24 protein-coding genes are annotated in these 24,340 nt (G+C 60.1%); 20 read left to right on the forward strand and 4 right to left on the reverse strand.

Annotation, left to right across the window (positions count from 1 at the left end):
* Positions 1-9 precede the first annotated feature (9 nt).
* From ACXHRN_RS25075 to ACXHRN_RS25140, 14 genes are all read left to right on the forward strand, one after another.
* On the forward strand, positions 10-609 hold the full coding sequence (locus ACXHRN_RS25075; protein ID WP_488638977.1) for a dimethylamine monooxygenase subunit DmmA family protein: 600 nt from the start codon (positions 10-12) through the stop codon (positions 607-609).
* Positions 606-1,571, forward strand: coding sequence for a PDR/VanB family oxidoreductase (locus ACXHRN_RS25080; RefSeq protein WP_488638978.1), 966 nt, complete (start codon positions 606-608; stop codon positions 1,569-1,571). Before ACXHRN_RS25075 ends, ACXHRN_RS25080 begins: the two co-directional genes overlap by 4 nt.
* Before the next feature lie 33 nt (positions 1,572-1,604).
* The gene (locus ACXHRN_RS25085) at positions 1,605-2,645 is read left to right on the forward strand and encodes a heme-dependent oxidative N-demethylase family protein (protein WP_488638979.1); all 1,041 of its coding nucleotides are present in this window, start codon (positions 1,605-1,607) and stop codon (positions 2,643-2,645) included.
* A gap of 50 nt (positions 2,646-2,695) precedes the next feature.
* Positions 2,696-4,033, forward strand: coding sequence for a trimethylamine monooxygenase (locus tag ACXHRN_RS25090; RefSeq protein ID WP_488638980.1), 1,338 nt, complete (start codon positions 2,696-2,698; stop codon positions 4,031-4,033).
* A 188-nt stretch (positions 4,034-4,221) separates the two neighbouring features.
* Positions 4,222-4,821 carry a PAS domain-containing protein gene (locus tag ACXHRN_RS25095; RefSeq protein WP_488638981.1) on the forward strand — a complete coding sequence of 200 codons (600 nt, stop codon included), beginning with the start codon at positions 4,222-4,224 and terminating at the stop codon, positions 4,819-4,821.
* Between the two features lie 161 nt (positions 4,822-4,982).
* Positions 4,983-6,206 (forward strand): dual-specificity RNA methyltransferase RlmN, encoded by a 1,224-nt coding sequence (gene rlmN, locus ACXHRN_RS25100; RefSeq protein ID WP_488642025.1) that lies wholly within the window; start codon positions 4,983-4,985, stop codon positions 6,204-6,206.
* Between the two features lie 136 nt (positions 6,207-6,342).
* Positions 6,343-7,296, forward strand: coding sequence for an ABC transporter substrate-binding protein (locus ACXHRN_RS25105; RefSeq protein WP_488638982.1), 954 nt, complete (start codon positions 6,343-6,345; stop codon positions 7,294-7,296).
* Between the two features lie 85 nt (positions 7,297-7,381).
* Positions 7,382-8,263, forward strand: coding sequence for an ABC transporter permease (locus ACXHRN_RS25110; RefSeq protein ID WP_488638983.1), 882 nt, complete (start codon positions 7,382-7,384; stop codon positions 8,261-8,263).
* Complete coding sequence (locus ACXHRN_RS25115) at positions 8,260-9,054, forward strand: ABC transporter ATP-binding protein (protein WP_488638984.1); 795 nt, start codon at positions 8,260-8,262, stop codon at positions 9,052-9,054. Before ACXHRN_RS25110 ends, ACXHRN_RS25115 begins: the two co-directional genes overlap by 4 nt.
* A 99-nt stretch (positions 9,055-9,153) precedes the next feature.
* The gene (locus ACXHRN_RS25120) at positions 9,154-9,780 is read left to right on the forward strand and encodes a DUF1287 domain-containing protein (RefSeq protein WP_488638985.1); all 627 of its coding nucleotides are present in this window, start codon (positions 9,154-9,156) and stop codon (positions 9,778-9,780) included.
* An 88-nt stretch (positions 9,781-9,868) separates the two neighbouring features.
* Positions 9,869-10,255 (forward strand): MAPEG family protein, encoded by a 387-nt coding sequence (locus ACXHRN_RS25125; RefSeq protein WP_488638986.1) that lies wholly within the window; start codon positions 9,869-9,871, stop codon positions 10,253-10,255.
* A 93-nt stretch (positions 10,256-10,348) separates the two neighbouring features.
* Positions 10,349-10,702 (forward strand): YciI family protein, encoded by a 354-nt coding sequence (locus ACXHRN_RS25130; protein ID WP_488638987.1) that lies wholly within the window; start codon positions 10,349-10,351, stop codon positions 10,700-10,702.
* Positions 10,702-11,952, forward strand: a complete 1,251-nt coding sequence (locus ACXHRN_RS25135) for an RNA polymerase sigma factor (protein WP_488638988.1) — start codon at positions 10,702-10,704, stop codon at positions 11,950-11,952. Before ACXHRN_RS25130 ends, ACXHRN_RS25135 begins: the two co-directional genes overlap by 1 nt.
* A 41-nt stretch (positions 11,953-11,993) precedes the next feature.
* Positions 11,994-12,407 carry an iron chaperone gene (locus ACXHRN_RS25140; protein ID WP_488638989.1) on the forward strand — a complete coding sequence of 138 codons (414 nt, stop codon included), beginning with the start codon at positions 11,994-11,996 and terminating at the stop codon, positions 12,405-12,407.
* Here the strand turns inward: ACXHRN_RS25140 and ACXHRN_RS25145 are convergent.
* Entirely contained in the window at positions 12,388-13,029 is a 642-nt protein-coding gene (locus ACXHRN_RS25145) for a LysE family translocator (RefSeq protein ID WP_488642026.1), read from the reverse strand. The genes ACXHRN_RS25140 and ACXHRN_RS25145 overlap by 20 nt on opposite strands.
* A 2-nt stretch (positions 13,030-13,031) precedes the next feature.
* Positions 13,032-13,901: an SDR family NAD(P)-dependent oxidoreductase gene (locus tag ACXHRN_RS25150; protein WP_488638990.1), complete on the reverse strand. Its 870-nt coding sequence runs from the start codon at positions 13,899-13,901 to the stop codon at positions 13,032-13,034.
* 259 nt (positions 13,902-14,160) lie between these two features.
* On the opposite strand from ACXHRN_RS25150, the gene ACXHRN_RS25155 reads away from it, so the two are divergent.
* Complete coding sequence (locus ACXHRN_RS25155) at positions 14,161-15,384, forward strand: argininosuccinate synthase (RefSeq protein ID WP_488638991.1); 1,224 nt, start codon at positions 14,161-14,163, stop codon at positions 15,382-15,384.
* Positions 15,385-15,430: 46 nt separating this feature from the next.
* On the opposite strand, the gene ACXHRN_RS25160 is transcribed toward ACXHRN_RS25155, so the two are convergent.
* Together ACXHRN_RS25160 and ACXHRN_RS25165 are read right to left on the reverse strand one after the other, a co-directional pair.
* The gene (locus ACXHRN_RS25160; protein ID WP_488638992.1) at positions 15,431-16,687 is read right to left on the reverse strand and encodes a multidrug effflux MFS transporter; all 1,257 of its coding nucleotides are present in this window, start codon (positions 16,685-16,687) and stop codon (positions 15,431-15,433) included.
* Entirely contained in the window at positions 16,684-17,169 is a 486-nt protein-coding gene (locus tag ACXHRN_RS25165) for a MarR family winged helix-turn-helix transcriptional regulator (protein WP_488638993.1), read from the reverse strand. Before ACXHRN_RS25165 ends, ACXHRN_RS25160 begins: the two co-directional genes overlap by 4 nt.
* Before the next feature lie 166 nt (positions 17,170-17,335).
* Between ACXHRN_RS25165 and ACXHRN_RS25170 the strand changes: the two genes are divergently transcribed.
* The 5 genes from ACXHRN_RS25170 to typA all read left to right on the forward strand — a co-directional run bounded on the left by ACXHRN_RS25170 (position 17,336) and on the right by typA (position 24,224).
* On the forward strand, positions 17,336-19,399 hold the full coding sequence (locus tag ACXHRN_RS25170) for a M3 family metallopeptidase (protein ID WP_488638994.1): 2,064 nt from the start codon (positions 17,336-17,338) through the stop codon (positions 19,397-19,399).
* Between the two features lie 117 nt (positions 19,400-19,516).
* On the forward strand, positions 19,517-21,097 hold the full coding sequence (locus tag ACXHRN_RS25175; protein WP_488638995.1) for an alkaline phosphatase D family protein: 1,581 nt from the start codon (positions 19,517-19,519) through the stop codon (positions 21,095-21,097).
* Between the two features lie 209 nt (positions 21,098-21,306).
* Entirely contained in the window at positions 21,307-21,789 is a 483-nt protein-coding gene (locus ACXHRN_RS25180) for a hypothetical protein (protein WP_488638996.1), read from the forward strand.
* Positions 21,786-22,271, forward strand: a complete 486-nt coding sequence (locus ACXHRN_RS25185; protein ID WP_488638997.1) for a hypothetical protein — start codon at positions 21,786-21,788, stop codon at positions 22,269-22,271. Before ACXHRN_RS25180 ends, ACXHRN_RS25185 begins: the two co-directional genes overlap by 4 nt.
* Before the next feature lie 120 nt (positions 22,272-22,391).
* Positions 22,392-24,224 carry a translational GTPase TypA gene (gene typA, locus ACXHRN_RS25190; protein ID WP_488638998.1) on the forward strand — a complete coding sequence of 611 codons (1,833 nt, stop codon included), beginning with the start codon at positions 22,392-22,394 and terminating at the stop codon, positions 24,222-24,224.
* Positions 24,225-24,340: the final 116 nt, after the last annotated feature.

Below are 24,340 nucleotides of genomic sequence, written 5' to 3' on the forward strand. Positions count from 1 at the left end.
GAGTGCACGATGCTCGTCCAAGGTATCAAGAGCCGCCCGGTCTATGACGGATTGACGATAGACGCTCACGCCAAGCGGCATATTTTCGCGCTCGAAGGTGAGGGTGCACTGGCTCTGCTTGAGCAGGCGGTCGAGTCCGAGGTTCTCGCACGCAGCGAGATCCTCTACACAGCGGGCGCTTCGCGCGAAAAGGAGCACTTTCCCGCTCTGCTCGCGCTCGGAGCTGACCAATGTTGGCAGGCGCCGAGCATCGAGACCTTGCTGTTCAGGCTGCGGGGCTCGCTGACCAATGCGACCATGGGCACGCGGCTCTATGTCTCCGGCACCGAAGGCTTCATCGGCCAGGCAATGGGGCTCGGGATCGATTTCGGCATGGATTATCGCTCCATCCCGACCGAGCATCGCGGATCGCTGGCGCGCCGCGTGCAGTGCGTCCATTGCAAGGGTACGACGGAAAACGTGACGATCAGCCCGTTTACCTGCAGCCATTGCGGCCTGACATTGCTGGTGCGCGACCATTATTCCCGTAGACTCGCGGCATTCCAGGGCGTCAATATCGATGCGGAAGAGCCCGGCACGGCGCCTGAACCGGAGGAATTGTTTTCGTGAGCATCAATTCGGATATCCCGGTTCGTGTGACCAAGGTCACGCCGGTCACCGACAAGATCAAGCGCTTCCGCTTCGAGCGACTGGACGGCCAGCCTCTACCGATTTTCTCCGCCGGCGCCCATGTCGTGGTAACCATGCATGATGACGGGCATATGCGGCGCAATCCCTATTCGCTGATGTCGCCGCCTCATGATCCCTCCTGCTACGAGATCAGCGTCCTGCAGGTGGAGGATTCGCGCGGCGGTTCCGCCTTCATGCATGGTGGCGTCCGCGAGGGCGATACGATGACCATCAGCCAGCCGGTCAATCTCTTTCCGGCCGATGCGCGCGGTCGCAAGCATATCCTGGTGGCAGGCGGCATCGGCATCACGCCGTTCCTGGCGATGATGGCGCAATTCCGCCGAAGCCATACCGAATTCGAACTGCATTATGCGATGCGGTCGCGAAGCCACGGCGCTTACTGGCAGCAGTTGATCGAGCAGTGCGGCGCCGAACGGATCAAGGTTTATTTCGACGAGGAAAACACCCGCATCCCGCTGGCGCAGATCCTCGACAACCAGCCGCTCGGCACGCATTTCTATGTCTGCGGCCCGGCGGGTATGATCGACTTCTGTCTTCGCACGGCCCGCGAGGCGGGCTGGCCGAAGGAGAACCTGCATTCCGAGCGGTTTCTTGCACCGCCACCCGGCCAGAAATTTGCGGTCGAGCTGGTGCGGACCGGCAAGACGATCACGGTTGCCGAGCACCAGAGCATCCTCGAGGCGATCGAGGAGGCCGGTGTCGATGCGCCCTATATGTGCCGCGGCGGTGCCTGTGGCCAGTGTGAGACGGGGGTCGTCAGCTGCGACGGCTCGCTGGAACACAACGATATCTATCTGACGGACGAGGAAAAGGCCGGGGGACGCAAGATCATGGTCTGCGTCTCGCGGTTCAAGGGGAAGACGCTGGCGCTTGATATTTAGCCAGCAAACATAATCCGGCAAGGAGTTCAGCGAATGGCAATCATGTTCAAGCAAGAGACGTTTCGCGATGACTTCAGCTATCGCAATAGTCCGGAAAACATCAGGCGTTTCCCGTTCCCCTTCGATCGCGACGAATACATGTATGCCGTCAACATGGAGCCGCATGTACTGGGCGCCAAGAATACGGTCTATGAAAGCCTGATCGACGTCGACGAGCACTATGTCGCCGAGATGCACGACCGGGCGCTGGTGCTCAAGGAAGATCCGCTCCGCTGCCAGGCCTTGCCGCATATGATGATGGCGCAGTGGGACACGCTTGAACTGCTGATGGAGCAGCAGGCTGCGGGTTATCCCGAGCATTTCACGCTGATCCGCAATGGCGACCAGTGGCGCTGGATCAACCGGCCGATGGGCATCGATGACACCTTCACCTTCGGCGATCGATCCACCCTGCCCTACGAGCCGATGGAATATATCACCCGGCAGGCGCAGGGCGATTTCTGCATCGTCGACCAGCGCGACGGCAATTTGTGGATGGATGCCGGAATGGTGACCACGCAGGCCGACTGGTCGCTCGATTTCGACATCGGCATGAATTTCATGGAATGGCATGGGCCAGTGCCGCTGGCGCACCAGATCGGCGTGTTCGAGCGGGCGCTGAAGTTCCTGCTAAACCTGCAGCAGGGCAAGCCGACTCGCCGGTTCAACTGGACGATGACGATCAATCCCCGCCTCGACACCTCACCGGAAAATTACCCGAAATGGGGCACGGACCGCACGACGGTGACGCCGGAAAACGTCGGTGAGAAGGTGCATCTGCGCGTCGAGTTGCAAACGCTCTGGCGCCTGCCGCGCTCCAACGCCATACTTTTCGTCATCCGCTGCTATCTCATGAACATGAATGAGCTGGTGACCGTGCCGAAATGGGCGAGGCGCTTCCCGCGTGTGCTGAGGACGCTGCCGCCGGAACTGGTGGACTATAAGGGCCTGACGCGGTTCCGTGAAACGACCGTCGAGTGGCTATCGAAATACGATGATGGGGCACCGACGAGCCCCGGTTTTTCTCCGGACTAGGCCCTGATCACAGGGGCCGAAATAAAGACAATCAATAAAGGGAACGATTCATGACCAGAGTAGCTGTCATCGGCGCAGGCCCATCCGGGACCGCACAACTCAGAGCATTCCAATCCGCAGCCCAGAAGGGTGCTGAAATCCCGGAAGTCGTCTGCTTCGAAAAACAGGCTGATTGGGGCGGCCTGTGGAACTACACCTGGCGCACCGGCCTCGATCAGCACGGCGAACCGGTTCATGGATCGATGTATCGTTACCTGTGGTCCAATGGCCCGAAGGAATGCCTGGAATTTGCCGACTACTCGTTCGAGGAACATTTCGGCCAGCCGATCGCCTCCTATCCGCCACGCGCGGTGCTTTGGGACTACATCAAGGGCCGGGTCGAGAAGGCCAATGTCAAGGACTGGGTGCGTTTCAACACGCCGGTGCGCATGGTCAATTATGACGAGGCGACCGAGAAATTCACGGTGACCGCGCATGATCGCGTCAACGACATCATGTATGACGAGGAATTCGACTATGTGATCGTCTGCTCTGGTCATTTCTCGACGCCGAACGTGCCCTATTTCGAAGGTGTCGAAGCCTTCAATGGCCGGGTGCTGCATAGCCATGATTTCCGCGATGCGATGGAGTTCAAGGACAAGGACGTGCTGCTCGTTGGCCGGTCCTATTCTGCCGAAGACATCGGCTCGCAGTGCTGGAAATACGGCGCCAAGTCGGTGACCACGAGCTATCGCTCCAAGCCGATGGGCTTCAACTGGCCGGAGCGTTTTGAAGAGCGGCCGCTGCTGACCAAGCTGCGCGGCAAGACGGCACATTTCAAGGACGGCACGACCAAGGAAGTCGATGCGCTGATCCTCTGCACCGGCTATCTCCACCATTTCCCGTTCCTGCCGGATTCGCTGCGTCTCAAGACCGCAAACCGCATGTGGTCGGATATGCTGCACAAGGGCGTGGTTTTCGAGCGCAATCCGAAACTCTTCTACATCGGCATGCAGGACCAGTTCTATACATTCAACATGTTCGACGCCCAGGCCTGGTATGTGCGTGACATCGTTCTCGGTCGTATCACGCTGCCGGATGCGGCTACGCTGCAGGCCGATTTCGACAAATGGCGTGCGCGCGAGGATACGCTCGAAGACGCCGAGCAGATGATCTGGTTCCAGGGCGACTATGTGCAGGAGCTGATCGACGCGACGGACTATCCGAGCTTCGACATCCAGGCGACCAACAAGACCTTCATGGAATGGGAACACCACAAGGCCGAAAACATCATGGGCTTCCGCGACAATGCCTATCGCTCCCTGATGACCGGCACGATGTCTCCGAAGCACCATACGCCTTGGCTGGAAGAACTCGACGATTCCATGGAAGCCTATCTGAGGAACTAACGAGATCCGGTGGCGCCGCTTGATGAAGCAAGTCGCGCCACCTCTACCTGCGCCTTATCTTTTATAGTGCGTCACAAAACGTATATATTTCTGCTTTTGTTAAACGAAAGCAGACCGATAGTAAGAATTTATTATCCATATGCACCAATAATCTCTCGCGATAATGTCCTTTTTTTTGCGTGGTCGCCATGGATTTCCAAAATAGCGTCCTGGGTCGCATGAACGGTTTTCTCTACAGATGCCGTGCCGATGAAAATTATACGATGCTTGAAATGACCGATGGCGTTGCCCGCGTGTTCGGCTATCCGCCTGACGAGATTGTCGGCAACCGCATCCGCACCTTCACGTCAATCATGTGCGAGGAAGACATACCGCGCATGGATGAGCTGGTCGCTTTGGGGCTTGAGAAGAAGACCGACTGGACGATGGAATATCGCATCCGTCATCACAAGGGTCACTATGTCTGGGTGACCGAGACCGGCGGCGGCGTCTGGGACGCGGATGGCGAGCTGCTCTATCTCGAAGGCAGCATCATCAATATCGAATCCCTCTACCAGCGGCTCGACGAACAGACCGCCGACATGCGCGTCGCTGCGTCGCGAACCACGGAAATCCTGCATTCTTTGCGCTACCTGAAGCTGCTCGCCGTCAATGCCGGTATCGAGGCGGCGCGCGCAGGGTCTGCTGGCCAGGGCTTTGCGGTGCTGGCTACCGAGATGCGCACGCTCGCCAACGATTCCGAGGCGGCGGCCCGCGCGATTGCGGCGGCCCAGAAGAAGTCGGCCTAGCCCGCCAGCCCAGGCATATCGGAATAGGTGCCGTTCCGCGCCCAGGGGTGACTCGAGCGTAAAACCGTGTTATGCGCACGCAAAATCCCCGAACTTCCGGGACTACCGCCGAACCGGCCTCTCGCCGGCGACCCGCGGCACAGGATTCTGACATGACACAAATGGACGTTTTGAGCGCGCCTGCTCCCCAAATGGCGTTTGCCAATCCGGCGCTTTACGAGACCAAGCCGTCGCTGGTCGGCCTTTCGCGGGAAGAGCTCGCCAAGGCGCTGGTCGAAAAGGGTATTGCGGAGCGCCAGGTAAAGATGCGCGTGCAGCAAATCTGGCATTGGTTGTATGTGCGCGGCATTTCCGATTTCGACGATATGCTGAATGTGTCGAAGGATCTGCGAGAGCTGTTGCGGACCCATTTCACCATACAGCGGCCGGAGATCGTCGAAGAGCAGATCTCCAACGACGGCACGCGCAAGTGGCTGCTGCGGTTTCCGCCGCGCGGTGCCGGCCGTCCGGTCGAGGTCGAGACGGTTTACATTCCGGAAGAAGGCCGCGGTACGCTCTGCGTTTCCAGCCAGGTCGGCTGCACGCTGACCTGCGACTTCTGTCACACCGGCACGCAGCGGCTGGTTCGCAACCTGACCGCCGAGGAAATCCTGTCGCAGTTGCTGCTGGCGCGTGACAAGCTCGGCGATTTTCCTGACCGGGACACGCCGCAGGGCGCTATCGTTCCGGCGGAGGGCCGCAAGGTTTCCAACATGGTGATGATGGGGATGGGCGAGCCGCTCTATAATTTCGAGAACGTCAAGACGGCACTGCTGATCGCCACCGACGGCGACGGACTTTCGCTGTCCAAGCGCCGCGTGACCCTGTCGACCTCGGGCGTGGTGCCTGAAATCTATCGCACCGGCGAGGAAATCGGCGTCATGCTGGCGATTTCGCTGCATGCCGTGCGCGACGACCTGCGCGATCACCTCGTGCCGATCAACAAGAAGTTCCCGCTCAAGCAGCTGATGGAAGCCTGCCGCGCCTATCCCGGCATTTCCAACGCCCGCCGTATCACGTTCGAATATGTCATGCTCAAGGGCGTCAACGATTCCCTGGCCGACGCGCGCGATCTGGTGAAGCTACTGAAGAACGTGCCGGCCAAGATCAACCTGATCCCCTTCAACCCGTGGCCGGGCTCGAAATACGAATGTTCGGATTGGGAGACGATCGAAGCGTTTGCCGATTTCGTCAACCAGGCCGGCTTTGCCTCGCCGATCCGCACGCCGCGCGGCCGTGATATCCTTGCCGCCTGCGGCCAGCTCAAGTCGGAATCCGAGCGCATGCGCAAGACCGATCGGCTGGCATTCGAGGCGATGATGATCGCCAACCACGGCGAAGACTGAGACCCATCCATTCGATGTTGTTATGATCCCATTCATTTACATCAATCCGCGTTGAGGACGCGGGTTGTGTGATTGATTTTGGGTGCTCGCCTGCCTAATAGAGAGGCAGAAATAACAAAATATGGAGGTCACCCACATGCGCGCAATTCTTCTGGCACTCGCTGCCGCTACCGTCATGGCCCTGCCGGTCAAGGCCGAGGAAGTCACCGTTGCCATCACCGCGATCGTCGAACATCCGGCTCTTGATGCCGCCCGCGATGGCGTCAAGGCAGCGCTGGCCGAGGCCGGCTACAAGGAAGGTGAGAACATCAAGTTCCTGTATGAATCCGCGCAGGGCAATCCCGGCACCGCAGCACAGATCGCCCGCCAGTTCGTCGGCGACGAGCCCACCGTGATCGTACCGATCTCGACGCCGTCGGCTCAGGCCGTCGTCGCTGCCACCCGCGACATTCCGGTTGTTTTCACCGCCGTTTCCGATCCGGTCGGCGCGCAGTTGGTCAAGGACATGAGCAAGCCGGGCGGCAATGTCACCGGTCTTTCCGACATGTCGCCGGTTGCCGATCACATCAAGCTGATCAAGGAAATCACCCCCAACGTCAAGAATCTGGGCTTTGTCTACAACACGGCCGAAGCCAATTCGGTCTCGACGCTGGCTGCAATGAAGGTCGAGGCTGAAAAGGCCGGCGTGACCATCGTTGAATCCGTCGCCACCAAGTCGTCCGAAGTCCAGGGCGCCACCCGCTCGCTGATCGGCCGCGTCGACGCGATCTACATCCCGACCGACAACACCATCGTTTCCGCACTCGAAGCTGCCGTCGGTGTTGCCGAGGAAGCTAAGGTTCCGCTCTATTCCGGCGACACGGACTCGGTTGCTCGCGGAGCACTGGCCTCGGTCAGCTTCAACTACTTCGACGTGGGCAAGCAGACCGGCGCCATCGTCGCCCGCGTGCTCAAGGGCGAAGCCCCAGGCGATATCCCGGTGACCATCGCCGTCGGCAGCGACCTCGTGATCAACAAGAAGGCTGCAGCCAAGATGGGCGTCACCTTCTCTGACGCGCTCGTCAAGCGCGCCACCAAGGTCATCGAATAAGTCAGTCTCCGAGGCGGGGCCGCGGCTTGCGGTCCCGCCTCGCTCCGTTTCATACTGGAAGCGGAAACAACAGGAACGAACTACCGTGAGTCACATCGCCTTCTGGGGTGCCGTCGAGCTGGGCCTTGTCTATGCCTTTGTCGCGATCGGGGTCTATCTCGCTTTCCGCATTCTCGATTTTCCCGATCTCACGGTGGACGGCTCCTTCCCGCTGGGTGCTGCGGTGGCCGCGGTGCTGATCATTGCCGGCGTCAATGCCTGGCTTGCCAGCCTTGCGGCGATGGCCGCCGGCGCTTTAACCGGCATGGTGACCGCGACGCTGAATGTCCGCTTCAAGATCCTCAATCTGCTCGCCTCGATCTTGACGATGATCGCGCTGTTCTCCGTCAACCTGCGCGTCATGGGCAAGCCGAATGTCGCGCTGTTGAACGAAGAGACGATGCTGACGCCGTTTTACGGTCTGGGCCTGAAGGAATATCTCGTCCGGCCGATATTCATTTTCGTGCTGGTCGCCATCGCCATCGTGCTCGTCTGGCGCTTCCTCGAAAGCGATGCGGGTCTGGCGATGCGCGCGACCGGCACCAATGCCCGCATGGCCCGCGCCCAGGGTGTCAAGACCGGCAACCAGATCTATCTCGGCATCTCGCTGTCCAATGCACTGGTGGCGCTGGGCGGCGCGCTGTTTGCGCAGACCAACGGCTTTGCCGACGTCACGTCCGGTGTCGGCACCATCGTCGTGGGGCTTGCAGCCGTCATCGTCGGCGAGACCCTGTTTGGCAAGCGCGGGTTGCTGATCGCGCTGATCGGCTGCGTGTTCGGCTCGATCATCTACCGCCTGGCAATCCAGCTGGCGCTTTCGACCGACGTGCTGGGGCTCAAGGCATCGGACCTCAATCTGGTCACTGCCGTGCTGGTTGCCATCGCGCTCATCCTGCCGCGCCTGCGTCGTGGAGGAGCCTCGACATGATCAACGTCGAAAACCTCGAAGTCGTCTTTGGCCGCGGCACGCCGTTGCAGAAGCAGGCGCTCAACGGCGTCAACCTGACAATCGAGACCGGATCATTCGTCACCGTCATTGGCTCGAATGGTGCCGGCAAATCGACCTTGCTTGGCGTGCTTGCCGGCGACGTGTTGCCGACCTCCGGCCGCGTGACCATCGGGACCACCGACGTGACGCGCAAGCCGACAGCGAGCCGTGCTGGCCTCGTTGCGCGCGTGTTCCAGGACCCGCTGGCGGGCAGTTGTGGACCGCTCAGCATCGAGGAAAACCTGGCGCTCGCCTATACGCGCGGACAGAACCGCGGACTGGCGCCGGCACTTAGCGGAAAACGTCGCGACTATTTCCGCGAACGCATCGCCGCCCTCAATCTCGGGCTAGAAAATCGCATGAAGGACCGCATGGACCTGCTTTCGGGCGGCCAGCGACAAGCCGTTTCGCTGGTCATGGCGACACTCAGCGGTTCGGAAGTACTGCTGCTCGACGAGCATACGGCGGCACTCGATCCCGGCATGGCCGAATTCATCATGGAGCTCACCCAGAAGGTCGTGTCCGAGCGCAAGCTGACGACATTGATGGTGACCCATTCGATGCGGCAGGCGCTGGATTTCGGTACCCGCACCGTGATGCTGCATGGCGGGGAAATCGTGCTCGACGTCACCGGCGATAGCCGTCGGGATATGCAGGTCGAAGACCTGATTGCGATGTTCCGCAAGATTCGCGGCCAGACGCTGGATGACGATGCGCTGCTGATCGGCTGAGGCGTTAATCGCGCTGCAAGCAATGGTGGTTTGCCGCCCGAAATTCGCCTGAATCTGTTCCAAGTCTGCTCCCTGATATTATCGAGTTGGGGGCAGTGGATGCTGACGCGCCGTTGGTTGCTTGCCGGATCATTGACCGCCGGTGCCGCCTACTTCGCCTTGCCGACCAGTAGACCGGCATCGGCCGCCACGATCCCGACAGAAGATTGGGCGGAAAAGCTGGTCGAGGCCGGCCAAAGCCAAGTCGGCGTGACGCTGGTCTACGACCCCAGTTACACCAGGCTCGATTATCCCGGCGGCGATGTGCCGCGTTCCATGGGAGTCTGCACCGATGTTATCGTGCGGGCCTATCGCGATGCTTTGGGCCTCGATCTGCAGCAACTCGTCCACGACGACATGAAAACGGCCTTCGCCGCCTATCCGAAAACGTGGGGCCTCAAGGCGCCTGACAGCAATATCGACCATCGCCGCGTGCCCAATCTCCAGACCTTCCTCACGCGCAAGAAGGCTGATCTGCCGGTGAGCGACCAAGGGATGGACTACAAGCCCGGCGATATCGTCACGCAGATGCTGCCCGGCAGCAAGCCGCATATCGTGCTGGCTTCCGATACATTGAACTCGGAGAGCACACGGCCGCTGGTCATTCACAATATCGGCCGGGGCGCGAAGATCGAGGACGTTCTGTTTGCCCATGAGGTGACGGGCCACTATCGTTATCGCGGCTGACACATCGGCGAATTAATCTTTATGACATGTCGATTGGGCTCTTTGCCAATCGTTACCGTGCTGTATCGTCAACACGGGAGACAAGATCATGACTTTTCAGGTAACGGCACTCTACGCATCGATCCTGGCAATTGCAGCCATCGTTCTCTCCATCATTGTCAGCACCAAGCGCGGCAAGACGGGAGTTGCCATCATGGACGGCGGCAATACGGACCTCGCGGTGTGGATTCGCAGGCACGGCAATTTCGTAGAGAATGTTCCCTTCGCCATCCTTCTGATGGCGCTTGCGGAAGGACGCGGCATGCCGGCGGCATGGCTGCATGCGATCGGCATCCTGCTGCTCGCCGCCAGACTGATCCACGTCATCGGGCTCAAGGCCGACAATCCCACCGGTGCGCTGCGGGTTTCCGGAGCTGCGGGCACTCAGCTCTGCATGCTCGGGGCTGCTGCCTTCATGCTGTGGTCGCTTTTCTGATTTTTTTCCGCTGACATGTCGATCTGGAATTTCTCATTCGTCATCATGCGCCAATCGCAACAACGGATTGGTTGAAAACAAGAGGAGATGAACATGAAGTACATGGCTTTGATCTACATGAACCCCGACAATGCGACGCCGCCGGACTCGCCGGAATTCGGCAAGATGATGGCTGGCTACCAGGTTTGCAACGAGACCTATCGGAACGATGGCGTCTATGTGACCGGTGATGCCCTGCAACCGTCGACGACGGCAACGACCGTAAAGGTGCGCGGCGGCAAGACGGAATCCATGGATGGCCCGTTTGCCGAAACCAAGGAACAGCTCGGCGGCTTCTATATCCTCGACTGCAAGGATCTCGATGAAGCCATCCGCTATGCGGCGATGATCCCGCATGCTGCCAATGGTGCGGTTGAAGTGCGGCCGATCATGGTGTTCGATCGCTGATGAACCGCCATCCGGCAGAGGCTGTCTCCGTCACCTCGGCGATCGACATGATCGCCCGGGGTGACCGGGGGCGGCTTCTGTCCAATCTCATCGGCGAGATCAGGGATTTCCAGCTCGCCGAGGACAGTCTGCAGGATGCGTTGGAATCGGCGCTGGTGCATTGGGGCCGCAACGGCTTGCCCGCCTCGCCGTTGGGCTGGCTGACACAGACAGCCAAGCGCAAGGCCATCGATCGCCTCCGACGTTCGGCGAATTTCCGCGCCAAATCCGCCGAGATTACCCATCTGATCGAACTTGAAAATCAGTCTGGCGAGGAGAGCGGCGAGGATCCGATCATGGATGAACGGCTGAAGCTGATCTTCACCTGCTGCCACCCTGCGCTCGATCGCAAGACCTGTGTTGCGTTGACCCTCCGCTCCGTCTGCGGCCTGAAGACCGAGGAGATCGCCGACGCCTATCTCGATGGCCATGACGCGATGGCGCAGCGGCTGGTTCGGGCGCGCCACAAGATCGCCAAGGCCGGTATCGCTTATGAGGTACCCGGACCGGAGGGCTGGGCCGAGCGGCTCGAAAGCGTGCTGGCGGTGATCTACCTGATATTCAACGAAGGCTATGCATCTGGTGGCGAAAGCCATATCCGCGCTGACCTCTGCGAAGAAGCGATCCGCCTGGGCCGGTTGCTCAAGACGTTGCGTCCCGGTGAGGCGGAGGTCGAGGGGCTGCTGGCTTTGATGCTGCTGCATCATGCGCGGCGGACGGCGCGGCTTGGTCCTGTGGGTGAGATCATCTCGCTTGAGGATCAGGACCGCAGTCTTTGGGACCGGATGCAGATTGACGAAGGGATGGCGCTTGTCGAGGATGCCCTCAGGCGCGGGCGAGCCGGGCCGTATCAGTTGCAGGCCGCGATTATCGCCGTCCATTCCAATGCGGAAAGCTTTGCGGATACCAACTGGGCAGAGATCGCACTTCTCTATCGTGCCCTGTCCCAGACGTCAGACAATCCTGTCTTCGAACTCAACCGCATCGTGGCGATCTCCTATGCGGAAGGTCCGGAAATCGCGCTTTCGATGTTGGGGTCGCTTGCCCGGGCTCTGCAGCAATATCAGCCCTTTCACGCCGTGATGGCCGATCTGCTTGCCAGAACCGGCCGCGCTGAAGAAGCCCGCGTCGCCTATCGCTCGGCCATCGTGCTTTCGCAATCCAAGGCCGAGAAGTTGTTCCTGAGGGCAAAGCTGGAAGCGCTTGGCTGACACGAATGGCGGCGCTACTCTGTGCAGAGGAAGGAGCCGCTATGATCGAGCAAAAGACCTCCCCCGAAGTGGAAGCCTATCTCACAGATGTGCCCGAGCCGGCGCGCGGCATGCTCGAAAGGATCCGCACCGTGGTCCGATCGCTGGTGCCGGAAGCGGAGGAAGTCATCGCCTATGGCATTCCGACCTTCAAGCTCGATGGCAATCTCGTCCACTATGCCGCTTTCAAGAACCATTGCTCGTTCTTCCCGGGCAGCACCCTGAAGAACGAGGCTTTCAAGGACGAACTGGCGCGCTACAAGATCTCCAAGGGCACGATCCAGTTCACCGTGGACAACCCGCTGCCGGATGATCTGGTCCGCAAGATCACCACCATGCGGATTGCGGAAAATCGCGATGCCGCAGCGGCGAAGAAAGCCAAAAAGGCAAAGCCGGCTACTTCGCCTGGGTCATGAAGATCTTGACCGCAAACAGCGAAAAGACGCCGGCAAAGCTGTAGTCGATGCCACGCAGAACACCGCGATTGTTCTGCAGCCAGGCGGACAGCTTTTCGGCCACGAAAACCACCAGAAGGTTGACCGGCATGCCCATCAGAATTGCCCAGAAGCCGAGAAAGATCAGCTTGCCTGTGACATGCGGGTCATGGGCCGTGACGAATTGCGGCAGAAAGGTCATGAAGAAAATGATGACCTTGGGGTTGAGGAGATTGACCCAGAAACCCGTCAGGTAGTTCTTTGCGGCAGAATTGGCGGGGCCGTCCGCCCGCTTCACCGACAAGCTCGAGCCGACGCGGACGGCCTGGATCGCCAGCCAGACCAGATAGGCGGCACCGCCTGTCTTGAGGATCAGGAAGGCGGTGGGCGAAGCGATGATCAGCGCGGAAACGCCGAGCGCCACCAGCAGCGTGTGGACGACCAGCCCCGTCGAGGTGCCGAGCACGACCATCAATCCGCCGAGCTTGCCGTCGGCCAGCGCCCGGGCGATCGAGACGGTCATGTCGGGGCCGGGCGTGAAGGCGAGCACCCATACGGCGATCGTAAAGGTGATGAAGGTGGTGAGGTCGGGCAGGAATTCCATGATCATGCCTTGTCCTTGTCGAGGAATGCCTTGAATGCGTCGGCATAGTCAGGATGCCAGCGCGACAGCGGCGGGCGATTGTCGATGATGTCGTGCGCCGCCCATTCGATGCGCTTCTCATCAAGTGATCGAGGCACGTCATTGTCGGGGCAGAGGATGTAGAAGTCATCCTTTGCCAGCGAAGCCATCATGAAATCCACGGTTTGTTCTGAGGTCCATGCGCCTGCGGGCTTTTCGGTGCGATCGCCTCTGGTGAGGGCCGTGAACACGAAGCCGGGGATAAGCAAGTGAGCGGAGACGGCAGAATTGGCCGTGTTGCGCAACTCATGCTGCAAGGCCTCAGTGAAGGCTTTGACGCCGGCCTTGGCCGTGTTGTAGCCGGGGTCGCCCGGCGGGGTGGTGATGCCCTGCTTGGAGCCGGTGTTGATAATCAGGCCGCGCTCGCCATGCGCCAGCATTTTCGGCGCAAATACCCGGGAGCCGTGGATCACACCCCAGAGGTTGACGGCAAAGACCTTCTCCCAGTTTTCCAGCGGCCCGAACAGAGAGCTGCCGGGCTGAATGCCGGCATTGTTCATCACCACGTGCACATTGCCGAAACGGGCCGCCGTATCTTCGGCCAGCACTTCGATGTCCGCGAGGAACGACACGTCGGTCGGGATCGCGGCAACCGCATCCTTGCCGCGCGGCGAGAGCTTGGCGACGTCATGGCCTGCCTCGTTCAGCCGGTCGCCGCCGAGATCGGCCAGCACGACATTAAGGCCGAGTGCAGCAACGGATTTTGCAGCAGCCAGGCCGATACCGGAAGCGGCGCCGGTGATGACAGCTGTGTTGCCGGATTTGAAAGCGGGATGAAGCGATGTGTTGGGCATGGCGAGATCCAATCTGCCGAATTTTCCATTCTGTTGCTTTTATCCAAATCGTGCAGCCAAGCAAAGGCTGTGGCCGCTGTCTTTCAAGAAATCTGGCACCGATTTGCTCCCGCCGCGAAAAGCCAGATGCATAACACTGTTTTGAGGATCGATTGATTCATTTGATGCTGTCCCTTTCCGTGCGCGCCAGCACTTGCAACTCCCGCCAATCACGCTAAAAGACCGGCAATCCCTGTGCTTCAAGTAACGGAACCTTGCTATGGCGCTCCCCAAAGACGTGAAGAAAGTCGTGCTGGCCTATTCTGGCGGCCTCGATACCTCGATTATCCTCAAGTGGCTGCAGACCGAACTCGGTGCTGAAGTCGTCACCTTCACCGCCGATCTCGGCCAGGGCGAAGAGCTTGAGCCGGCCCGCAAGAAGGCCGAGATGATGGGCATCAAGGAAATCTTCATCGAAGATGTGCGCGAGGAATTCGTCCGCGATTTCGTCTTCCCGATGTTCCGAGCCAATGCCGTCTATGAAGGTGTCTACCTGCTGGGCACCTCGATCGCCCGCCCGCTGATCTCCAAGCACCTCGTCGAGATCGCCAAAAAGACCGGCGCCGATGCCATCGCCCATGGCGCGACCGGCAAGGGCAACGACCAGGTCCGCTTCGAACTGTCAGCTTATGCACTGAACCCGGACATCAAGATCATCGCTCCTTGGCGCGACTGGACCTTCAAGAGCCGCACCGACCTTCTGGAATTTGCCGAACAGCACCAGATCCCGGTTGCCAAGGACAAGAAAGGTGAAGCGCCGTTCTCGGTGGATGCCAATCTTCTGCACTCGTCGTCCGAGGGCAAGGTGCTGGAAGACCCGAGCGTCGAGGCGCCGGAATATGTGCATATGCGCACCATTTCCCCGGAAGCCGCGCCCGACAAGGCGACGATCATCAAGGTCGGCTTCGAGAAGGGTGATGCCGTCTCGATCAACGGCGTTCGCCTGTCGCCGGCGACGCTGCTCGCCAAGCTCAACGATTATGGTCGCGACAACGGCATCGGCCGCCTCGATCTCGTCGAGAACCGTTTTGTCGGCATGAAGTCGCGAGGCGTCTACGAGACGCCCGGCGGCACGATCCTGCTTTCCGCGCATCGCGCCATCGAATCCATCACGCTCGACCGGGGTGCGGCGCATCTCAAGGACGACCTGATGCCGCGCTATGCCGAGCTGATCTACTACGGCTTCTGGTTCTCGCCGGAGCGTGAAATGCTGCAGGCGGCAATCGACCTCAGCCAGCGCCATGTCGAGGGCGAAGTCACGCTCAAGCTCTACAAGGGCAATGTGATGGTCATCGGCCGCGAGAGCGACAAGTCGCTCTATTCCGACAAGCTGGTCACCTTCGAGGATGACCAGGGCGCCTATGACCAGAAGGATGCCGCCGGCTTCATCAAGCTCAATGCGCTGCGCCTGCGCACGCTCGGCAAGCGCAATCTCAAGGGCTAAGGCTCAATGGGGTCCGAAATGTTGGACCGCCATCATCCCAGAGAATTCAGGCGGCGGCAGACATTTCTGCCGCCGTTTCGTATTCTTGGGTGATCACATCTGCGCTCGGCAATGGATTGGTGCGGATCGCGTTGAGGTAGACGAAGTAGCTCAGGATACTGATGACCGCGAAGGCTGGGATGACTGTCGCCATGGCCAGCACCGGGATGCCGATGATGGCACAGATCAGACCGCCTACCAATCCAGAACCCATCTGCACGAAACCCATCAGCGCCGACGCGGTGCCGGCAATGTGCGGAAAGGGCGCGACCGCCGCCGTCATCATATAGGGCGTGATGAAGGCAATGCCGAAAGCCATGATTCCGACTGGTCCCATAACCGACAGATAGGATAGCGGCACGAAATGTATCGCGGCCGCCACAGCCATCGCGCCGATACCGATCAGGATCAGGCCGGGTCCTATCAGCTGCCGGGCGCTGAAGCGGCTGAGCAGCAGGCGAACCACCACAGAACCCGCGAAATACATGCCGGATTGCAGCAGCATGCCGACACCGAATTGCAGCGGCGTCAGGCCCACCTTGTCGATCAGGATGAAGGGCAGGATCGTCGCCAGCGTATAGAGCACGCCGACGGCGCCGCCGATCACCAATGTCGCCGAGACGAAACGGATATCTGTGAGGATCTCACTATAGGCCGAGATGATCGGTCCGACATGCGCCTTGCGCCGATCGGGGATGCTGGTTTCCTCAAGGAAGACATAGGCGATCAGGCAGGCGACAGCGGAAAAGCCGAGCATGACGAAGAAGATCGACCGCCAGCCGGCCAGACCCAGCGCGATGCTGCCGATGGTTGGCGCCAGTGCGGGACCGACTGCCAGCATCATGCCGATCAGATTCATGATTCCGGCCGCCTTGTCGCCGGTAAACTGGTCACGCACGATGGCGCGCGACACGGTCATGCCGGCCGATGCGCCGATGCCCTGGATCAGGCGGCCAAGGATCAGCACATGAACCGTTGGCGCAAAGGCTGACATCAGGCTGCCGACGAGATAGATGCCCATGAAGGCGATCGTCACCGGCTTGCGGCCGAATGCGTCCGACAGCGAGCCGGCAACCAGTTGCGACACGGCAAAGCCGCCGAAATAAAGCGACAGCGTCAGCTTGATCATGGAATCGCTGGTGTGGAAGGCACTGACCAGTTCCGGCATCGCCGGCGTGTAGAGCGCCATGGAAATTGGGCCGAGTGCAACGAGAAACGCACCGATGATGCTGGTGCGGGCTGCGGTCATGCGAGCGGCAGTCATGCGATTTCGTCCTCGGGCAATGCTTGTTCTGCCGGCTTGTCGGCCAGAAGCCCCTGAAGGTTGGTTCTGATCGTCTTGAGGGCACTGAAAAACAGGGCACGTGTCTCGGCGTCGAGGCCTTCCTGGATTTCCTGGTAGAGCTGTTCGGACTGTCTGCGGACGGCGGCGATCAGCTTGTCGGCAGCCTCGGTCGTGGTCACGTTCTTGGCGCGACGGTCCTTCGGGTCGGCGTTTCTTTCCACCAATCCCAGACGTTCCAGCTTGTCGAGATAGGAACAGACGGTCATCGGCTCGACACCCATGCGTTCGGCAATGACATTCTGTCGGGCACCTTCGGCGGCGGCAACATGCATCAGCGCGCGCGCCTCCGCCGGCGTGACGTCGAGGCCGACAGCGGCAATCTTGCGTTCAAGGGCAGCCCGCAACAGGCGTGAGGTCTCGGTGAACACGAAGCCGAAGGAATCGGGGTTGGCTTTGGGCATTTTGTAAATCTCGCTGATAATAAGCAATACTTATTATAGTGGCGCGGCGCATTCAAGTTGCACGGCGCGATAAATTTTGGCCTGCCATGCGCAGCGCCTCGCAAAACCGTCCGGTTTGTCCTTATATAGTCGGGCAGAAGAAGTGTGATTTGCCGAGGAAATGCTCATGACGTCCAAGCCGAACCTGAATGCCGAGATTTTCAACTGGAGCGGCGAACACGGGCTTCCGCAATTCAGCGGCATCAGCGACGTGGATTTCAAGCCGGCCTTCGATTGGGCCATCTCTGCCCATGAGGCCGAGATCGATGCGATCGCCAACAATGCCGAAGCGCCTGATTTCGCCAACACTATCATCGCGTTGGAAATTGCCGGCGACGAACTGTCGCGTGTCTCGGCGGTGTTCTGGAACAAGGCGGGTTCGGATACCAACGACGCGATCCAGCAGCTCGAGCGCGAGATCTCGCCCGTCATGTCGCGCCATTACTCGAAGATCGGCCAGAACGAGCCACTCTTCAAGCGTATCGATGCGCTCTGGGAAGCCAAGGAGACGCTCGGCCTGACGCTTGAGCAAACCCGCGTGCTCGAGCGCCACTGGAAGGGGTTTGTCAAATCGGGCGCAAAATTGCCCAAGGAGCAGCAGCAACGGCTTGCCGAGATCAATGAGCGGCTCGCGAGCCTCGGCGCCAATTTCGGCCAGAACGTGCTGGCCGACGAAAAGGACTGGGCGCTCTATTTGACGAGCGACGAAGAACTTGCCGGCCTGCCGGATTTTCTGCGCGATGCGATGTCGGGAGCGGCCGCCAACCGTGGCGAGAGCGGCAAGTATGCCGTGACGCTGTCCCGCTCGATCATAGAGCCTTTCCTGACCTTCTCCGAAAACCGCGCCTTGCGTGAAGAGGCGTTCCGCGCCTGGACGGCGCGTGGCGAGAACGAAGGCCCGACCGACAACAGGCGGATCGTTGCCGAGACGCTGGAGCTGCGCGATGAAAAGGCCAAGCTGCTCGGATATGCCAACTATGCCGCATTGAAGCTCGACAATACGATGGCCAAGACGGCCCAGCATGTCGACGACTTGCTGATGAAGGTGTGGGAAAAGGCCCGGCTGCGCGCCTATGAAGAAGAGGCTGATCTCGCCACGCTAATCGCCGACGAGGGCAAAAACCATGCGGTCGAGCCTTGGGACTGGCGCCACTACGCCGAAAAGCTGCGGTCGCAGAAGTTCAATTTCTCGGAAGGCGAACTCAAGCCCTATCTGCAGCTCGAGAAGATCATCGAGGCCTGCTTTGCGGTGGCGACAAGGCTGTTTGGCATCACGGCGGTGCGTCGCGCCGATATTGCCGGCTACCACCCCGATGTCCGCGTCTTCGAGATTCGCGACACCAGCGACAAGCTGGTTGCCCTGTTTCTCGGCGATTACTTTGCCCGGCCGTCCAAGCGTTCCGGCGCCTGGATGAGCTCGTTCCAAAGCCAGCACAAGCTGCCGCTCAAGAGTGGCGTCATCGGCGAAATGCCGATCATCTACAATGTCTGCAACTTCGCCAAGCCTGCCGAAGGCAAGCCGGCGCTCTTGTCGCTCGACGATGCGCGGACGCTGTTTCACGAATTCGGCCATGCGCTGCATGGCATGTTGTCTGACGTCACCTATCCCACGGTTTCGGGCACCGGTGTGTCGCGCGACTTCGTCGAGCTGCCGTCGCAGCTCTATGAGCATTGGCTGACGGTGCCTGAGGTGCTCAGGGAGTACGCCGTCCATTTCGAAACCGGCGAGCCGATGCCGCAGGTGCTGCTCGACAAGGTGCTGGCGGCCCGCACGTTCAACTCCGGATTTGCCACGGTGGAATTCACCTCGTCGGCGCTGGTGGACATGGCGTTTCACACGCGCCCGCCCGCTGAGGATCCGATGGTCGTGCAGCGCGAGGTGCTGGCAACCATAGGCATGCCGTCATCGATCGTCATGCGCCATGCCACCCCGCATTTCAGCCACGTCTTTTCCGGGGACGGGTATTCGGCGGGATATTACTCCTACATGTGGTCCGAGGTGCTGGACGCCGATGCCTTCGACGCCTTCCTGGAAACGGGTGATGCGTTCAATGCCGAAACGGCGAAGAAGCTGAAGGACAATATCTATTCGATCGGCGGCTCCATCGACCCGGAAGACGCCTACAAGGGCTTCCGCGGCAAGCTGCCGAGCCCGGATGCGATGCTGCGGAAAAAGGGATTGGCCGCCTGAACAGGCGGTCATCAAACCATCATCAAGATGTCATGCTGTTATTAATGCAGTGACATGAATCCCTGTTTGGTTGCCCCTCCGGGCGAGATGCGCCCGCGCCCGAAACAGGAGAGATCCATGTCGATCATTTCAAAATCCGTCACCCGCCGGACGCTTTTGCAGAGCGCCGGCGCCACCGGCCTCGTTGCTGCGTCTGGCCTGGCGATGCCGTTTTATGCCCGCGCCGCCAATGCGCCGGTCTTCACCCACGGTGTGCAGTCCGGCGATGTCGATGCCTCCTCCGGCATGATCTGGACGCGCGTCGATCGCCCGTCGCGGATCCAGATGGAAGTCTCGACAACGGAGAGCTTCAAGGATGCCATCCGGCTGCCGCCAATGAATGCGCTGCCGGAAAGTGATTTCACAGCCAAGCGCCTGATCGAGAACCTGCCGTCCGACCAGGATATCTTCTACCGTTTCGTTGCCGCCGATCTCCAGGACATCAATGTCATGTCCGAGGCAGTCACCGGCCGTTTCCGCACGGGCCCGTCGTCCCGCCGCAGCGTGCGCTTCGCTTGGTCCGGCGACACGGTCGGCCAGGGCTGGGGCATTGACGACAAAGGTATGTATACCTACGGCACGATGGCCAAGCACCAGCCGGATTTCTTCATTCATTCGGGCGACACGATCTATGCCGATGGTCCGCTCAAGGAAAGCGTCGATCTGCCTGACGGTACCAAGTGGGTCAACAAGGTCGTCACCGCAGAGAAAAGCAAGGTCGCCGAGACGCTCGCCGAGTATCGCGGCCAGTGGAAATACAACATGATGGACGAGCACGTGCGTGCCCTCTCTGCGGTCTGTCCGACGTTCTTCCAGTGGGACGACCATGAAGTCGTCAACAACTGGTCTGCCTCCAAGAACCTGATGGGCGACGACCGCTACACGGAAAAGTCGGTTTTCATGCTTTCGGCCCGTGCGGCCCGCGCCTTCCATGAGATGACGCCGATCCGCTACACCCCGGCTGAGCCGGGCCGTGTCTATCGCAAGATCTCCTATGGCCCGATGCTTGACGTGTTCTTCATCGATCTGCGCTCCTATCGCGGCCCGAACGGCGAGGACAAGGAAACGGTGCTGGACGACAAGTCGCGCATCATCGGCGCCGAGCAGGTCGCCTGGCTGAAGCGCGAACTCGCCAATTCCCGTGCCACCTGGAAGGTGCTCGCCTGCGACATGCCGCTCGGCGTCATCGTCTGGGATAATTTCAAGGAACTGAAGGGTGCCGAAGCCGTCGCCAATGGCGACAACGGCCCGGCCAGCGGCCGTGAACTCGAGATCGCCGATCTCCTGCGCTACATCAAGAATGCCGGCATCACCAACACGCTGTGGCTGACCGCTGACGTGCATTACACCGCCGCGCATTACTACAATCCGGAAAAGGCGCAGTTTCAGGATTTCGAACCCTTCTGGGAATTCGTCTCCGGTCCGATCCATGCCGGCACGTTTGGCCCGAACGACATGGACATGACCTTCGGTCCCGAGGTGAAGTTCGTTAGCGCGCCGACCAAGGAGCAGGGCCAGAACCTGCCGCCATCGGCGGGTTTGCAGTTCTTCGGCCTGGTCGATATCGACGGCGGCACGGAACAGCTGACGGTCCGGTTGATGAACCGCGACGACAAGGAACTCTGGAAGATCACGCTCGATCCGGTCCGCGCGGCCTGATCCTGTCTTCCGGCAGAACAAAGGCGCGCTCTCCGGCGCGCCTTTTCGATTGCGCGTCAGAGTGTGGAATAAACCTGCCTGCTGCTTCGTCTTGCAGTGGCACGCCATGCAAGTCGAGAGCCGTAGAACTCCGAATTTGCCTTATGACTTTGTCATGACATGCACTATGTTCAATACGAGGGACAAGCGCTGCGGCGCGGGGCATGTCGATGACACAACAAAACACTTCCGCGAGCGGCTGGTTGATCTGGATGCTGTTCGGGCTCATGGCCCTTGTCAGCATTGCCTGTATCGCCACGGGCGGCGCGGCGTGTGGATATGCCATCCAGACCTGGGCAGAACACGATTACCTGTTCTCCGGCTGGGGCATGCTGGATTGGCTGGTGGGTTTGCTGGGCGCCGGTCTCGTCGGCATCGGCCTGTTGATCGCCGGCTTCATCTTCCGGTTTATCAAGTGGGACAGGGCGCCGATCGCCAGCCTCGGCCTGTCCATCGTCTCGACCGCCTGCATCCTCGGTGTCTATGCGATTTTCTCGCAGACGAACAATAGCAGCGACAGCGTGGACATGCTTATCCTGCAGGCCGGGAGCGTCCTCAGCCTGTTGATCGTCGCGCTGCCGCCATTCCTCCATTGGTTTACAACGCGGCAGGCGGCGGCGCCATCGCCCGACGACAAGGGAGTGGTGAAATGAGCGAGCCGATCGGCAATGGGCCACACCCAACCGTCCCGGTCAGCAATGCGCCGGTGGTGCTCAGAATTCTCCTGTCCGTCCTGCTGCTTCTCCCCGGTATGGCCGGGGTGGCGGTGCTGGGTGGCGTGACTGGCATCTGGATCTACGAAGGCTATCGCTTTCTGGGCTCCGATCGCGAATGGATGGCGCTGTTCATCATTCCGTCTGTCGTCTTGATCCTGTTCTCGGTGGTGACGGTCGGGATCGTCCTGCGATTTGCACGCTGGCGCAAAGCTCCGGTCGCCAGTCTGGTGCTGGCCATAATCTCCGTCATCAGCATCGTCATGGGATACCAACTGATGCTGGATGCCATCACGCCGGACGATACGGAGACCCCGATCATCATGCTGGTCGCATCTATCGTCGCGCTGGTTGTCGTCTCCGGTCCGCCATTCCTGCATTGGTGGAATGCCCATCGGACGGCTGAACTGCCGAGAAATTAAGGCTGGTTCGCACTTTGTCGGCATCCCCTCTTTCGCAAATGCAAAAAACGAGGTATGAGGCCGCCAAACGAATTGGGTGCCGCCTCCCATTGCCGCGCCAAGAGCTCAGAGATTCAAAACATGAAAATGCGCAATATCGCGATTATCGCACACGTTGACCATGGGAAGACCACGCTTGTCGACGAACTCCTGAAGCAGTCCGGCTCGTTCCGCGACAACCAGCGCACCGTCGAGCGCATGATGGATTCCAACGACCTCGAAAAAGAGCGTGGCATCACCATCCTCGCCAAGGCGACGTCGATCGAGTGGAAGGGTACCCGCATCAACATCGTCGATACGCCAGGCCACGCCGACTTCGGCGGTGAAGTCGAACGTATCCTGTCGATGGTGGATGGCGCGATCGTTCTGGTCGACTCCTCCGAAGGCCCGATGCCGCAGACCAAGTTCGTGGTCTCCAAGGCCCTGAAGGTCGGCCTTCGCCCGATCGTCGCGATCAACAAGATCGACCGTCCGGACGGCCGCCACGAAGAAGTCATCAACGAAGTCTTCGACCTGTTCGCCAATCTCGACGCCACCGACGAGCAGCTCGACTTCCCGATCCTTTATGGTTCGGGCCGTGATGGCTGGATGAACGTCAATCCGGAAGGTCCGAAGGATGCCGGCCTCGCGCCGCTGCTCGATCTCGTGCTTGAACATGTTCCTGAGCCGAGCGTTGGCGAGGAAGACGGCGCGTTCCGCATGATCGGCACCATTCTCGAAGCCAATCCGTTCCTCGGTCGCATCATCACCGGCCGCATCCATTCCGGTTCGATCAAGCCAAACCAGTCCGTCAAGGTTCTGGGCCAGGACGGCAAGCTGATCGAAAATGGTCGTATTTCCAAGATCCTAGCCTTTCGCGGCATCGAGCGCACGGCGCTGGATGAAGCCCATGCTGGCGACATCGTTGCCATCGCCGGCCTGTCCAAGGGCACCGTCGCTGACACGTTCTGTGATCCGTCGGTCACCGAAGCGCTGGTTGCCCAGCCGATCGATCCGCCGACCGTCACCATGTCCTTCATCGTCAATGACAGCCCGCTCGCCGGCACCGAAGGTGACAAGGTCACCAGCCGCGTCATTCGCGATCGCCTGTTCAAGGAAGCCGAAGGCAATGTCGCGCTGAAGATCGAAGAAGCCGAAGGCAAGGACTCGTTCTTCGTGTCCGGCCGCGGCGAATTGCAGCTTGCCGTGCTGATCGAAACCATGCGCCGCGAAGGCTTCGAGCTTGCCGTGTCGCGTCCGCGCGTCGTCATGCACAAGGACGAGAACGGCACGCTGATGGAGCCGGTCGAAGAAGTCGTCATCGACGTCGATGAAGAGCATTCCGGTATCGTCGTGCAGAAGATGTCCGAGCGCAAGGCCGAGATGGTCGAGCTTCGTCCGTCCGGCGGCAACCGCCTGCGCCTGCGCTTCTTCGCCCCGACCCGCGGCCTGATCGGCTACCAGTCGGAACTGCTGACGGATACGCGCGGTACGGCGATCATGAACCGCCTGTTCCACGAATACCAGCCTTTCCGGGGCGCAATCGGTGGCCGCACCAATGGTGTCCTGCTTTCCAATGCATCCGGCGAAGCCGTTGCCTATGCAATGTTCAACCTGGAAGATCGCGGCCCAATGATCATTGAGCCGGGCGAAAAAGTCTATGCAGGCATGATCATCGGTATCCACTCCAGAGACAACGATCTGGAAGTCAACGTGCTCAAGGGCAAGCAGCTGACCAACATCCGCTCGGTCAACAAGGACGAGGCCGTCAAGCTGACGCCGCCGATCCGCATGACGCTCGACCGGGCGCTCAGCTGGATCCAGGACGATGAGCTGATGGAAGTCACGCCGAAGTCGATCCGTCTGCGCAAGATGTATCTCGACCCCAATGAGCGCAAGCGTCAGGAAAAGTCCCGCAACGCGGGCGCTGCCTGATTATCCGCTGTCTATCCTGAATGCGAAACCCGGCCTCAATGGCCGGGTTTTTTGTTGGGACAATCATCGTTGCCGCTTGCGGGCAAGGTTAAAAAAGCGTTAAATTTTCGGGCGTG

Source organism: Shinella sp. OV683 (assembly GCF_057787725.1).

Excerpts from the sequence above, each read along its gene's own strand:
- ACXHRN_RS25185 (WP_488638997.1), top strand. The coding sequence starts at position 21,786 with ATGAGCGAGCCGATCGGCAATGGGCCACACCCAACCGTCCCGGTCAGC.
- ACXHRN_RS25105 (WP_488638982.1), top strand. The coding sequence starts at position 6,343 with ATGCGCGCAATTCTTCTGGCACTCGCTGCCGCTACCGTCATGGCCCTG.
- ACXHRN_RS25165 (WP_488638993.1), bottom strand. The coding sequence starts at position 17,169 with ATGCCCAAAGCCAACCCCGATTCCTTCGGCTTCGTGTTCACCGAGACC.
- ACXHRN_RS25125 (WP_488638986.1), top strand. The coding sequence starts at position 9,869 with ATGACTTTTCAGGTAACGGCACTCTACGCATCGATCCTGGCAATTGCA.
- ACXHRN_RS25095 (WP_488638981.1), top strand. The coding sequence starts at position 4,222 with ATGGATTTCCAAAATAGCGTCCTGGGTCGCATGAACGGTTTTCTCTAC.
- ACXHRN_RS25120 (WP_488638985.1), top strand. The coding sequence starts at position 9,154 with ATGCTGACGCGCCGTTGGTTGCTTGCCGGATCATTGACCGCCGGTGCC.
- ACXHRN_RS25145 (WP_488642026.1), bottom strand. The coding sequence starts at position 13,029 with ATGGAATTCCTGCCCGACCTCACCACCTTCATCACCTTTACGATCGCC.
- ACXHRN_RS25140 (WP_488638989.1), top strand. The coding sequence starts at position 11,994 with ATGATCGAGCAAAAGACCTCCCCCGAAGTGGAAGCCTATCTCACAGAT.
- ACXHRN_RS25155 (WP_488638991.1), top strand. The coding sequence starts at position 14,161 with ATGGCGCTCCCCAAAGACGTGAAGAAAGTCGTGCTGGCCTATTCTGGC.
- typA (WP_488638998.1), top strand. The coding sequence starts at position 22,392 with ATGAAAATGCGCAATATCGCGATTATCGCACACGTTGACCATGGGAAG.
- ACXHRN_RS25075 (WP_488638977.1), top strand. The coding sequence starts at position 10 with ATGCTCGTCCAAGGTATCAAGAGCCGCCCGGTCTATGACGGATTGACG.
- ACXHRN_RS25085 (WP_488638979.1), top strand. The coding sequence starts at position 1,605 with ATGGCAATCATGTTCAAGCAAGAGACGTTTCGCGATGACTTCAGCTAT.
- rlmN (WP_488642025.1), top strand. The coding sequence starts at position 4,983 with ATGGACGTTTTGAGCGCGCCTGCTCCCCAAATGGCGTTTGCCAATCCG.
- ACXHRN_RS25090 (WP_488638980.1), top strand. The coding sequence starts at position 2,696 with ATGACCAGAGTAGCTGTCATCGGCGCAGGCCCATCCGGGACCGCACAA.
- ACXHRN_RS25150 (WP_488638990.1), bottom strand. The coding sequence starts at position 13,901 with ATGCCCAACACATCGCTTCATCCCGCTTTCAAATCCGGCAACACAGCT.
- ACXHRN_RS25115 (WP_488638984.1), top strand. The coding sequence starts at position 8,260 with ATGATCAACGTCGAAAACCTCGAAGTCGTCTTTGGCCGCGGCACGCCG.
- ACXHRN_RS25180 (WP_488638996.1), top strand. The coding sequence starts at position 21,307 with ATGACACAACAAAACACTTCCGCGAGCGGCTGGTTGATCTGGATGCTG.
- ACXHRN_RS25170 (WP_488638994.1), top strand. The coding sequence starts at position 17,336 with ATGACGTCCAAGCCGAACCTGAATGCCGAGATTTTCAACTGGAGCGGC.
- ACXHRN_RS25175 (WP_488638995.1), top strand. The coding sequence starts at position 19,517 with ATGTCGATCATTTCAAAATCCGTCACCCGCCGGACGCTTTTGCAGAGC.
- ACXHRN_RS25130 (WP_488638987.1), top strand. The coding sequence starts at position 10,349 with ATGAAGTACATGGCTTTGATCTACATGAACCCCGACAATGCGACGCCG.
- ACXHRN_RS25135 (WP_488638988.1), top strand. The coding sequence starts at position 10,702 with ATGAACCGCCATCCGGCAGAGGCTGTCTCCGTCACCTCGGCGATCGAC.
- ACXHRN_RS25160 (WP_488638992.1), bottom strand. The coding sequence starts at position 16,687 with ATGACTGCCGCTCGCATGACCGCAGCCCGCACCAGCATCATCGGTGCG.